Annotated in this window: 11 protein-coding genes; 9 read left to right on the top strand and 2 right to left on the bottom strand. The window is 39.4% G+C overall.

All coding sequences use genetic code 11. The annotated features are described in order from the left end of the window. The first annotated feature begins 41 nt into the window (after positions 1-41). From LO754_RS18795 to LO754_RS18780, 4 genes are all read left to right on the top strand, one after another. The gene (locus tag LO754_RS18795) at positions 42-893 is read left to right on the top strand and encodes a polysaccharide deacetylase family protein (RefSeq protein WP_231785005.1); all 852 of its coding nucleotides are present in this window, start codon (positions 42-44) and stop codon (positions 891-893) included. A 352-nt stretch (positions 894-1,245) separates the two neighbouring features. Continuing rightward, entirely contained in the window at positions 1,246-2,517 is a 1,272-nt protein-coding gene (hutI, locus tag LO754_RS18790; RefSeq protein ID WP_231785004.1) for an imidazolonepropionase, read from the top strand. Between the two features lies 1 nt (position 2,518). Next, positions 2,519-3,517: an agmatinase family protein gene (locus LO754_RS18785; protein WP_231785003.1), complete on the top strand. Its 999-nt coding sequence runs from the start codon at positions 2,519-2,521 to the stop codon at positions 3,515-3,517. A 108-nt stretch (positions 3,518-3,625) separates the two neighbouring features. Then, a complete protein-coding gene (locus tag LO754_RS18780; protein ID WP_025220421.1) occupies positions 3,626-4,513 on the top strand; it encodes a 5'-3' exonuclease in 888 nt (295 codons plus the stop codon). On the opposite strand, the gene LO754_RS18775 is transcribed toward LO754_RS18780, so the two are convergent. Beyond that, positions 4,506-5,009 carry a C39 family peptidase gene (locus tag LO754_RS18775; protein ID WP_025220420.1) on the bottom strand — a complete coding sequence of 168 codons (504 nt, stop codon included), beginning with the start codon at positions 5,007-5,009 and terminating at the stop codon, positions 4,506-4,508. The genes LO754_RS18780 and LO754_RS18775 overlap by 8 nt on opposite strands. A 133-nt stretch (positions 5,010-5,142) precedes the next feature. Beyond that, positions 5,143-5,487 carry a thioredoxin family protein gene (locus LO754_RS18770; RefSeq protein WP_081769927.1) on the bottom strand — a complete coding sequence of 115 codons (345 nt, stop codon included), beginning with the start codon at positions 5,485-5,487 and terminating at the stop codon, positions 5,143-5,145. 433 nt (positions 5,488-5,920) lie between these two features. Between LO754_RS18770 and LO754_RS18765 the strand changes: the two genes are divergently transcribed. The 5 genes from LO754_RS18765 (at position 5,921) to gcvH (ending at position 12,469) form a co-directional block, all read left to right on the top strand. Next, a complete protein-coding gene (locus LO754_RS18765; protein WP_231785002.1) occupies positions 5,921-8,305 on the top strand; it encodes a 3-hydroxyacyl-CoA dehydrogenase/enoyl-CoA hydratase family protein in 2,385 nt (794 codons plus the stop codon). 48 nt (positions 8,306-8,353) lie between these two features. Further along, entirely contained in the window at positions 8,354-9,526 is a 1,173-nt protein-coding gene (locus LO754_RS18760; RefSeq protein ID WP_231785001.1) for an acetyl-CoA C-acetyltransferase, read from the top strand. Between the two features lie 76 nt (positions 9,527-9,602). Then, a complete protein-coding gene (locus tag LO754_RS18755) occupies positions 9,603-11,387 on the top strand; it encodes an acyl-CoA dehydrogenase family protein (RefSeq protein ID WP_231785000.1) in 1,785 nt (594 codons plus the stop codon). Between the two features lie 266 nt (positions 11,388-11,653). Then, positions 11,654-12,007, top strand: a complete 354-nt coding sequence (locus LO754_RS18750; protein WP_024362695.1) for an arsenate reductase family protein — start codon at positions 11,654-11,656, stop codon at positions 12,005-12,007. 81 nt (positions 12,008-12,088) lie between these two features. Next, complete coding sequence (gene gcvH / locus LO754_RS18745; RefSeq protein WP_024362696.1) at positions 12,089-12,469, top strand: glycine cleavage system protein GcvH; 381 nt, start codon at positions 12,089-12,091, stop codon at positions 12,467-12,469. The last annotated feature ends 178 nt before the right edge of the window (positions 12,470-12,647 follow it).

Here is a 12,647-nt window from a genome sequence, read left to right as displayed (position 1 = left end):
AAAACTTATATGGAGTACGTCAGGCCTAACCTAAAATCCTAATGCTGTTTAAGGAATATGAAATTCATGCAACATGGGCTACTGTTGGCTTATTATTTGCGGAGTCTAAGGGAGAAATGGCGCACTACTTGCGAGGCATTCCAGTGAAGTACGAGCAGATGAAGTATGCAGCACATTCACAACTTGCAAAAGTAGGTGAAAATGAGCAAGAAGATCTTTTACACTTTGGCAAATCGTTAATAGAACAAATTATTCAAACACCTTATCAGGAAATTGGTAGTCATACGTTTTCGCATTATTATTGTTTAGAGAGTGGACAAATTGAATCGGATTTTGAATCGGATTTACAAGCGATGGCCATGATTTGTGAAGGATATATTGCACCGATGAAGTCGATTGTTTTTCCACGTAATCAGGTAAACGACAACTATTTTACTGCGTGTCAGCAAGCAGGCTATGTTTGCTATAGAGGAAATGAACGGCATGATTTATACAATCCGAAAAAGTTCACCAAAAAAAATCGACTATCATTAGGCGCAATGAAATGGCTGGATAGCTATGTTAATATTACGGGTAATCATATGGTCCGATTAGAGGAAATGAAAGAGGATGCATTTATTAATGTTCGAGCAAGTGCATTTTTAAGGCCTTACAGTCGTATTTTACGTGCATTTGAGCATCGCAAGATACAACGAATTAAAGAAGGGATGCTTGCTGCTGCTAAGGAAGGGGCTTTTTATCATTTGTGGTGGCATCCGCATAATTTTGGAAGACATATTGATAAAAATTTAGCGATGCTTGAGGAGCTTTTGCAATATTATCAAGAATTGCAAAGAGACTATGATTTCCAAAGCTATTCCATGTATGAGGTAGCAATGCTATGTAAGCAATAACATTTCTGTATAGAGTGTTATTGCTTTTTTGTCTTGCTTCGAAATTTAGTTGCTACTCTAAGCGAGCAATGAAACGTGCGCTAAAAATTAACTCGCTAGATGTTATAGATTTGGCAAGGGACTATTCGCGGTTCCGAACATAAGGATTCATTTTGTGCTCAAGCTTTATGGATGATAGGTTTTATAGAAATTTTAAGAGAATAAGAGGGAATTGCGCAGGGCGTGACGAAGATGTAAGTACCTTACTATAGGGCTGCTTTAGAATAATAAGCGTGTTCACAATTTTAGTGAGATCATAGTAATAAGTTCACTTAACGGATGAGGGTTATACATAGACAAAGGGGAGTTAGGGATGAAGGACAAGCAACAAAAGCCAATTTGGATTCAAAATATTTCTCAATTAGTAACACTTGCAAGTGACAAGAAAGGTCCGCGAGTACGAGAAGCAATGCGAGAGCTTGCTATTATTGAAGGAGGAAGTGTTTGGCTGGAAGATGGTGTGATTCAAGATCTTGGTACAACACGAGAAATGATATTAAAATATTTACCCCGTGCAGAGGAAGCGGAGATTGTCGATGCTACAGGGAAAATTGTCACGCCCGGTTTGATTGATCCTCATACCCATGTTGTTTTTGGCGGTAGTCGTGAACATGAATTTGAGATGCGTATAGAAGGCGCGAGCTATATGGACATTATGAATGCTGGGGGAGGCATCCATGCAACAACTCGAAAAATGCGCTCGTTGACAGAAGAACATATTTTCAATCAGACGACGAGACGCTTGGACTTATTTTTACAACATGGTGTTACGACGTTAGAAAGTAAAAGTGGCTATGGCTTAGACTTAGAAAACGAGTTAAAACAATTACGGGTTATGCAACGATTGCAAAATAAGCATCCGATGGACATTGTGCCGACCTTTATGGGCGCACATGCAGTACCAGAAGAATATCGAGAAAACCCAGAGCACTTTGTTAACTTAGTGATTGATGAGATGATTCCTGCGGTGGTGGAAGAAAAGCTTGCAAAATTTATTGATGTTTTTTGTGAAGTCGATGTCTTTACACCCGAGCAAGCAGAACGTATTTTATTGGCTGGCAAGGCACAAGGGCTTATACCTAAAATACATGCCGATGAAATTGAAGAAAATCAAGGTGCGCATGTTGCGGCAAGAGTAGGTGCTATTTCTGCTGAGCATTTATTAAAAGTGTCGGATGAAGGTATTGAAGCACTTGCTAAATCGGGCGTAATTGCATGCTTGTTACCAGCAACAGCATTATATTTAGGTGAAAAACCAGCACGTGCCCGAGATATTATTGACGCAGGTGTACCTGTAGCGATTTCCACTGATTGTAATCCAGGCTCATCGCCAACGATTTCGCTACCACTTGTTATGAACTTAGCATGCATCACAATGAAAATGACGCCGGCAGAAAGCTTATGTGCTGCTACCTATAATGCGGCTTGTGCATTGCAAATTGAAGATCGCGTAGGTTCTATCGAAATTGGAAAACAAGCTGATTTAGTGCTGTGGGATGTCCATAATCATCAAAAGTTACATTATATTTTTGGTGTAAATCATGTGAAAAAGGTTTGGAAAAAAGGTGTGAAGGTGGTAGGTTAAGATGTTTACCCAACCTGAATGGCAATGGAAACAAGAAAACGGCTCAGGCATGCATCAGTGGATTAAGCAAAAGCAAAACCCACATGCAAATAATGTAGATATTATTGTCTATGGCGCCTTATTATCTTATGCGAACGATCCTATGAAAAAAGCACAGTATCCTACTGCTTTTCGGAAAGCGTGGTCGAGCTTTCAATCTTATAATTTAGATGAACAAGTAGATTTGCGTTCATTAGCAATTGTTGATATTGGAGACGTGGCAATTGACTCGACCAATCGCATGCTTTCGGAATCTGCTATTGAGGCAGCTGCTGAAAATTTAAGTATCGCTTATCAGAAAAGCTTCACTTGCCTGATTGGTGGCGACCATGCAATCACGGCTTGTTCATTAAGGGGGATTAAAAATGCTTTTCCGAATGAGCGAATTGGCATTATTCAACTTGATACGCATTTAGATGCAAGAAATCAAGAAGATATAGGTTTAGCAATGAATTCACCGATTCATCAACTAATCGCATCAGGCGTTGTAGAGGGAAAACATATGTATAACGTGGGCTTGCATGGCTTTTTTAATTCACCAGAAATGATTTATTATGCTCGTGAGCAAGGAATTCATATGATTACGTTAAAGCAGATGCGACGTGACGGTATCCAATTGACCATCCGTGAAATGCTACGTCAGCTTATGTACGAGGTAGATAGAATTTATGTATCCGTGGATTTAGATGCATTGGATATTACGTTTGCCCCAGATGTACCTGCTGCTACACCGGGTGGATTAACGGCCTATAAATTATTTGATATTTTAAAGCTGATTGGTGAAAATGAAGGTGTACGGCATATTGACTTTATTTATCCTGATCCAAAACAAAATGAACTTCGCTTAGAAACGGTGAAAACGGGGGTTACTGCATTTTTGCAATGGCTAACTGGCATTCAATTGGATCATCGCAATCGTATATCAAGGAAAGAAAAGGCAGGCTATGGAGCTACTCCATAGTCTGTTTTGCTACGGGCGGAAGCTTCCCACAGGCACATCTAAATTGTTTGGGTGCCTGACACCTTAAACTGTTATAATAGAATAATAGATAAGAGAGGATTTTTTATTATGACTACAAAACCAAAATTACTCATTGTTGATGGTATGGCGTTATTATTTCGTTCTTTTTTTGCATCAGCAGCAATGGGGCATTTTATTCGATTAAAGGACGGCACACCAACGAATGGTGCGCAAGGATTTGTGCGCCATGTGTTGACGGCACAATCTATTATGCAACCAACACATTTAGCTGTTTGCTGGGATATGGGGGCACAAACATTCCGCAATGAATTATATGATGGCTATAAAGCTAACCGTCCAGCACCGCCAGAGGAAATGCTTCCTCAATTTGATATGGCTAAAAATTTAGCTCAACATATCGGATGGCAAAATTTTGGCGTTGTCGGTATGGAGGCGGATGATGTAATCGGCTCGATGATTACGAAGTGGCAGGATGAAGCTGATATTACGGTTATTAGTGGGGATAAGGATTTATTACAATTGCTCACACCGACAACGCAAATTGCTTTTACAAAAAAAGGTTACACTGAATATGATCTTTATACACATACACGCTTTAAAGAAGAATATGGTATAGAGCCAATTCAATTTGCACAAGTAAAAGCGTTTATGGGTGATACGAGTGATGGCTACCCAGGAGTTAAAGGAATTGGACCTAAGCAGGCACTGACACTTATTCAAATGTATGGCTCGATTGATAATGTGATTGCTTCCTTAGAGGACTTAAAACCTGGTCAGCGTACCAAAATTAAAGACAATCTGGATATGCTGAAGTTATCACATGAACTTGCAACGATACAAACGAATGTACCGATTGAAGCCGATTTTGCTCATTTAGCAGTACCAAACTATGAGCACCAGACGATTAATGCAATAGAGGAACGTGGCTTTACACTTATTGCGAAGCAAGCACGTTCATTGTATGCCCTTAGTTAGGTGCTATTTTAACGAAGCGTAATACGTTTTTATTTTGTTGAAATGAAGCACTACGGATTTGACTGGCGCGATTGTTTCCTCCGTTATCGTGGAAAATTAACAATAGCTTACCATCTTGTACTTCGTAGCCAATAAGTGGTACCCAATGGTAGGCAAAGGTCGATTTTTTATCAAACCATCTTAGGCTAAAATAACGGTCAAAGCGCATTGCCACCGGGCGACCTGCGTCAATTTCTTGCAGCGCCTCTTTTAATGTGCAATCGCGTATATCCCATGTTGGTAACAGCTTTCGAAGGTTAGAAATTAAACGCCATTTAAACAAACCAACTTTGGTGCTACCTAGGATTTGGTAAAGGTCATTTACCGATGGAGCTAAAGGATCAAAGTACTTTAGGATGACATGGACTGTTGTCGGCCCACAGGCAGAGTTACGATAATGAGATGCAATAGATGCATCGTATTGCGATTTTCCTTGTAATGACAAATGCTGTTTCATCAATATCTCCCTTCCAAAAAACGCTTTATAATCTACGTGTTTTTAATAAGGTGTTTGCTTTCGATTGATATAGAAGAAAAAATAGTATGCCAAGGGATACCTAGCATACTATTTTTACGTTTGTTACGATTTATTATTGTTGAGCAGCTAAAAACTCCGTAACTTGTTGTGGTGTTTTAGCGTTCGCACTATGTAAGTGGGCTAATTTTTCACCGTTTTGGAAAATTAATAAACTTGGAATACCCATTACATCGTATTTATCAGCGATTTCTGGCAGCTCGTCACGGTTAAGCTCATACCAATCAAATTGGTTGTATTCTTCAATAATTGGGTCGATGAACATATTCATACGTGTGCAATCTGGGCACCATCCAGCATAAAATTTTACAAGTACTTTTTGTTCACCAGAAATAAGCTCATTAAATTGTTCTGCAGTTGTTATTGTTTTCATTAGTAAATCACTCTCCTTGCTTTCCATTTTACACATTTTCTCTTCAACCTGAAAGTTATCTGTTTGGGATATGTGGAAGCTACTTATTGTCTTATTTTCGCTCGTAAAAAACAAAAAAAGTTGTATATCGCAAAAATAATTATAGAAAAAAGATTGCTAATTTAGACAAAATAATCTACACTAAAAACAGAAAAAGTAGTTTTATTTTCATTCAGTGGAAGACATTTCTCGTGATTGAAGAAAGTAAATTGAGTGAAAATAAGTCTCTGGCGATTGTCACAGATTTTGAGTAATGCTAGTGTGAAAACTTCGCATTCATGCTATACGACGTTTCGACTTCCGTTTTAACCAGTAGCAGTGTCAAAATCTATGCGCAAAAACGCCGAAGCACAGTTTTGATTTTTTTTGACCAAAAAATGAATGGTCATTCATTCAATGGGAGAATAAGGGGGAATTGCTTGTGACTTACAACATTAAAAAAGCGGCTGTTCTAGGTTCTGGGGTAATGGGTTCTGGAATTGCAGCACATTTAGCAAACATCGGTATTCCAACATTATTATTAGACATTGCACCGAAGGAACTAACGAAAGAGGAGGAAGCAAAGGGGCTTACGTTAGCACATCCAGCTGTAAGAAACCGCTTTGTAAATGGGGCTCTTCAAAAGTTATTAAAGCAAAAACCAGCACCACTTACTTCTAAGAAAAATTTATCGCTTCTAACGGTGGGAAATTTTGAAGACGATTTAGACAAACTGAAAGATGTCGATTGGATAATTGAAGTTGTTGTAGAAAATCTAGCGATTAAACAAAGCCTGTATGAAAAAATTGATGCTGTTCGTACGCCAGGTACAATAATCAGTTCTAATACATCGGGCATTAGCATTAATGCGATGGCTGAAGGACGTTCAGAAGATTTCCAACAACATTTTTTAGGGACACACTTCTTCAACCCTCCACGCTATTTAAAATTACTTGAAGTAATCCCAGCAACGACAACTGCACCAGACGTTGTTGACTTTATGAAAAAATTTGGTGAGGACATTCTTGGGAAAGGTGTTGTCTTGGCTAAGGATACACCAAACTTTATTGCCAATCGCATCGGCACATACGGTCTGTTAATCACTTTACAGCAAATGATGCAAGGTGGTTATTCAGTCGGAGAGGTAGATTCAGTGACAGGGCCGCTCATTGGTCGCCCAAAATCAGCTACCTTCCGTACATTAGATGTTGTTGGCTTAGATACATTTATTCATGTGGCAAAAAATGTATATGACCAAACGACAGGAGAGGAACAGCAAGTATTTGCAGTACCTGAGTTCCTACAAAAAATGGTTACGAAAGGCTGGCTAGGTGCAAAGTCTGGTCAAGGTTTCTTCCAAAAGCAAGGAAAAGAAATTTTAGAAATTGACCCACATACTTTAGCTTATAGTCCAGCTAAAAAATTACAAACACCTTCGATTGAAATGGCGAAACAAACGCGCGGACTAGCGAACAAAGTGAAGACATTAACATACGCAAAAGATCGTACAGGTGAGCTTTTATGGGGAATTTTTGCACCTACACTAATTTACTCTGCGCAGTTACATGGTGAAATTGCTGATGATATCGTCGCAATAGATAATGCCATGAAGTGGGGATTCGGCTGGCAGCAAGGCTCATTTGAAATTTGGGATGCTATTGGTGTAACAGAATCTGTTGCGAAAATGGAGGCAGAAGGTCGAGAAGTTCCACTATTTGTGAAAGATATGTTAGCGCAGGGCTTTACTACATTCTATTCAGAAATAGATGGTGACGTAGCGTATTATAACGGCTCACAATACGTGAAAGTTCCAGTGAATGAGAAAGAAATTAACTTAAAGCGTTATAAGAAAAAACATGGTGTTATTAAGTCCAATAGCGGTGCTAGCTTAATAGATTTGGGTGACGGTATTGCGTTACTAGAGTTCCATTCCCAATCCAATGCCATTGGTTTAGATATTATTCAAATGATTAACTACGCAATAGATGAAGTAGAAGCAAATTATAAAGGCTTGGTAATCGGAAACCAAGGTAAAAACTTCTGTGTCGGAGCGAACTTAGGCATGATTTTAGTAGAAGCACAGGATGATAACATCTTCGAACTAGATTTTGTTATTAAAGCATTCCAAGATGCTATGCAAAAAATAAAATATTCAAGAAAACCAGTTGTCGCTGCACCGTTCGCTATGACATTAGGTGGGGGCGCAGAAGTATGCTTACCTGCTGCACATATCCAAGCGACAATGGAAACTTATATGGGCTTAGTAGAAGTCGGTGTTGGCTTAATTCCTGGGGGTGGCGGTAACAAAGCACTCTACCAAAAATTCTTAAAAGGCTTACCGCATGGTGTGGAAGTAGATTATCAACAAATTGCCAATAAAGTATTTGAAACAATTGCTATGGCGAAAGTATCAACTTCAGGTGAGGAAGCACGCGACAATAATTTCCTAAACTTTGCAGATGGTATTTCAGTCAATGCAGATCACCAAATTTATGATGCAAAGCAGGCTGCTTTGGCACTCTATGAGGCAGGCTACCAACCACCGGTGCCAAAAAAAGTTCCTGTTGTCGGTGCATCAGGCTATGGTACGTTACTAATCGGTGCTCAAGGGATGTTTGAATCAGGTTTCATTAGTGAACATGATTTAAAAATTGCCAAGAAGTTAGCGTATGTTATCGCAGGTGGAAAAGTACCATACGGCACATTAGTAGATGAACAATATCTATTAAATTTAGAACGTGAAGCATTCTTAAGTCTAGTAGCAGATCCACTATCGCAGCAAAGAATGCAACATATGTTGTTAAAGGGAAAACCACTTCGTAACTAATTAGATAGATGACTATATTTGCACATGAAACAAAGGGGGATTTAGACGATGCGTGAAGCCGTTATTGTAGCAGGAGCACGAACTCCTATTGGAAAAGCGAAAAAAGGTTCATTAGCAACAGTAAGACCAGATGATTTTGGAGCAGCAGTTGTCAAAGAGACATTGAAAAGAGCAGGCTATGAAGGGACTATTGATGACTTAATTTTAGGGTGTGCAATGCCTGAAGCAGAGCAAGGCATGAATGTTGCACGTAGCATTGGTGCACTTGCAGGGCTACCGGATACGACACCTGCTTTGACTATTAATCGTTTTTGTTCATCGGGTTTACAGGCAATAGCGTATGCAGCTGAACGGATTATGCTTGGTCATTCAAAGGCAATTCTTGCTGGCGGTGTTGAGTCTATGAGTATGGTACCAATGGTAGGGAATACACCACGCTTAAATCCAACATTAGCAGAAACAGCCCCTCAATATTATATGGGGATGGGACATACAGCAGAGGAAGTCGCACGACAGTATAATGTTAGCCGTGAAGATCAAGATGCATTTGCGGTACGCTCGCATGTGCTTGCAGAAAAAGCAATTCAAGAAGGCAAATTTAATGATGAAATCGTCCCAATTGAAGTAGAACAACATTATGTGGATGCTAATAATAAACTACAGGTGAAAAAATTTACTTTCAGTATGGATGAGGGGGTCCGCCCTGGCACATCTGTAGAAGGTTTAGCGAAACTTCGTCCTGCCTTTCATGTAAAAGGTAGTGTGACAGCAGGTAATGCTTCGCAAACTTCTGATGGTGCAGCAGCAGTTCTGGTGATGGATCGAGAGGAAGCTGAAAAGCAAGGGATGACACCAATGGCGAAGTTTTTAGGCTTTGCGGTAGGTGGTGTTCCTCCAGAAGTGATGGGCATCGGTCCAATCGTTGCAGTACCGAAAGCACTTGATATTGCCGGTTTATCTATAGAGGACATCGATTTGTGGGAAATTAACGAAGCATTTGCTTCGCAGTCTTTACAAGTTGTACGTCATTTAGGCATCGACCAAGAGAAAGTGAATGTCAATGGTGGCGCAATTGCATTAGGACATCCACTTGGCGCAACCGGTGCAATTTTAACATTAAAACTTATTCATGAGCTGAAACGTCAAGGTAAAAAATATGGAGTTGTCACAATGTGTATCGGCGGCGGTATGGGTGCAGCTGGGGTATTTGAAATTCTATAAGTTGTGTAAAAATTAATTGTTTAAGAATTGCGAATTGTATGCGTGCCTGGCACCGAAAAATAAGGAGGAATTGGACATGACAGAAAAAACTACAGATATCATTAAAGGCGGCGGATTTATTATTGAGGATGTGGCGTTAGATCGCGTATTTACACCTGAAGATTTTACAGATGAGCAAAAAATGATCGCCAAAACAACGGAAGAGTACGTTGCGAATGAAGTATTACCTGTCGTTGAAAACTTAGAACATCATGAGTTCGAACATTCAGTACGTTTACTAAAAACCGCTGGTGAGCTAGGCTTATTGGCGGCGGATGTACCGGAAGAATATGAAGGTCTTGGTTTAGATAAAATTTCTTCAGCATTAATCGCAGAAAAAATGTCTGTAGCAGGTGGTTTCTCGATTACACATGGTGCGCATGTGGGAATTGGTTCATTACCGATCGTGCTTTTCGGGAATGAAGAACAAAAGCAAAAGTACTTACCAAAGCTTGCTTCAGGTGAGTTAATTGCAGCTTATGCTTTAACAGAGCCAGGTTCAGGTTCCGATGCATTAGGTGCTAAAACGACTGCCAAGTTAAATGCTGCTGGTACTCATTATGTTTTGAATGGTGAAAAACAATGGATTACAAACGCTGGATTTGCTGACGTATTTGTTGTGTATGCAAAAATCGATGGCGATAAATTCTCGGCATTTATCGTAGAACGTGCATATAACGGTGTTTCTGTTGGGTCAGAAGAAAAGAAAATGGGTATTAAATCTTCATCAACTCGTACATTAGTGCTTGAAGATGCAGAAGTACCTGTTGAAAATCTGCTTGGTGAAGTAGGTCGTGGACACGTCATTGCCTTTAACATTTTAAATATCGGTCGCTATAAATTAGGTGTCGGTACAATCGGTGGCTCAAAACGTGCATTAGAGCTAGCGATTCAATATACGAACCAACGTCAACAATTTAAAACAAAGCTTTCTGATTTCAACCTAACAAAAGAAAAGCTATCGACTATGGCGTCTCAATTATATGCGTCAGAATCATTAAATTATCGTACAGTTGGATTATTTGAAGATCGTCTAAGCCAATTGAGCCCTGAAGAACAAAAGCAAGGGAAAGTCATTGCTAATGCAATTGCAGAATATGCAATTGAGTGTTCGATTGCGAAAGTGTTTGGTTCAGAAACATTGGATTATATTGCTGATGAAGCGGTGCAATTACATGGTGGCTATGGCTTTATGGCAGAATATGAGGTAGAGCGCATTTATCGCGACTCTCGAATTAACCGCATTTTCGAAGGAACAAATGAAATTAACCGCATGATTGTGCCTGGCACATTTATGAAAAAAGCATTAAAAGGCGAATTGCCATTATTGCAAGTCGCACAAAATTTACAACAAGAATTGCTGATGATGATGCCAGAAGAAGTAGGTACAGAACCACTAGCACAAGAAAAATACCTTGTAAAAAATGCTAAGAAAATCGCTGTGTTAGCAGCAGGTATGGCAGCACAACGCTACGGTGCGAAGCTTGACCAAGAGCAAGAAGTATTGGTAAATATCGCGAATATCGCAAACCAACTATTTGCTATGGAGTCTGCTGTGTTACGTACAGAAAAAGCGATTGCACGTGAGGGTGCAGAAAAATCACAACAAAAATTACTTTACACGCAAATTTTCTGCCAAGAAGCATTTGCAGAAATTGAGAAAGAGGCAAAGGATACGATTCTTGCTTCAGCTGATGGAGATGCTGCACGGATGACATTGTCAGCGCTTCGCAAACTGACTCGCAACAATCCTTATAACCTTATTGCTAAAAAACGTGAAGCTTCCGTTAAACTTATCGAAGCTGAAAAATTCATCGTATAATACTAGCTATGAACAGACTGTAGATACCTTAATCTACAGTCTTTTTTGGTGCCAGGCACTCACACAATTTATAGCTTTGTCTTAAGACTCACTAAGTAATAATCCACGTAGACTCCTGCGGGAACGCATAGATTTAAGTGTCAGGCACTGAAACAATTCTGAATTCCACTGGTGTCAGGCACTCAAACAATTATAATTGTTTCATTTTGGCACATACTAGTTATGATGGTATACTACAGAAAATGATAGTAGAGGAGCCTACAAATATGATTCAATTTATCCATTATCCTAAATGTACAACTTGTAAAAAAGCACAGAAGTGGTTAAACGACAATGGCGTTTCATACGAAGAGGTACACATCGTTGAACAAGCACCTACGAAAGAACAATTAAAGCAATATTGGCAAGAGAGCGGGTTGCCACTGAAGAAGTTTTTTAACACTTCTGGCATGAAATACCGTGAACTTGGATTGAAGGATAAATTGGCGGAAATGCCGGAAGATGAGCAACTTACACTGCTTGCGTCAGATGGTATGCTAATTAAACGACCAATCGTGACAGATGGAAAAAAAGTAACGTTAGGTTTTAAAGAAACAGAATTTGAGCAAGCTTGGAAATAACTGCTTTTATCCTTGTTTTTATGATAGAAGTATGGCACACTGATAGTGAATATATTACATATTTATGGAGGGGTTTTTGGCATGAGCACACCTAAAGACTTACGTTACTCTGAAGAACATGAATGGGTAAAATTAGAAGATGGTAAAGTACGTATCGGTATTTCTCACTTCGCACAATCAGAACTAGGAGATATCGTTTTCGTTGAGCTTCCACAAGTTGGCGACGAAATTAAAACAGATGATCCATTCGGAAGCGTAGAATCAGTAAAAACTGTTTCTGAACTTTACGCACCAATTTCAGGTACTGTAGTTGAAGTAAATGCAGACTTAGAAGATAGCCCAGAATTCGTAAATGAATCACCATATGAAAAAGCATGGATGATCGTTGTAGAGCCTGCTGATGCATCAGAGATTGAAAACCTTATGACAGCTGAGCAATACGAAAAATTGATTGCAGAATAAACAAGCCTGTAATAGAAAAACGTCGGCAAATTTACCGGCGTTTTTTATTATATAATGCTACAATTTTTCGGCGCAATCTTAGGAATTGCTAGTGCCATGAATTAATGGAAACGCTCAAAAGTTGAGATGCAATAGTATGAAATTCGGTTATTCAAATGTTATGCTGTAGTAGATAACT

It is taken from the genome of Lysinibacillus sp. GJ-1 (genome assembly GCF_021166035.1).
Classification (GTDB): Bacteria; Bacillota; Bacilli; order Bacillales_A; family Planococcaceae; genus Lysinibacillus; species Lysinibacillus sphaericus.
This window is presented reverse-complemented; position numbering and strand designations above follow the sequence as displayed.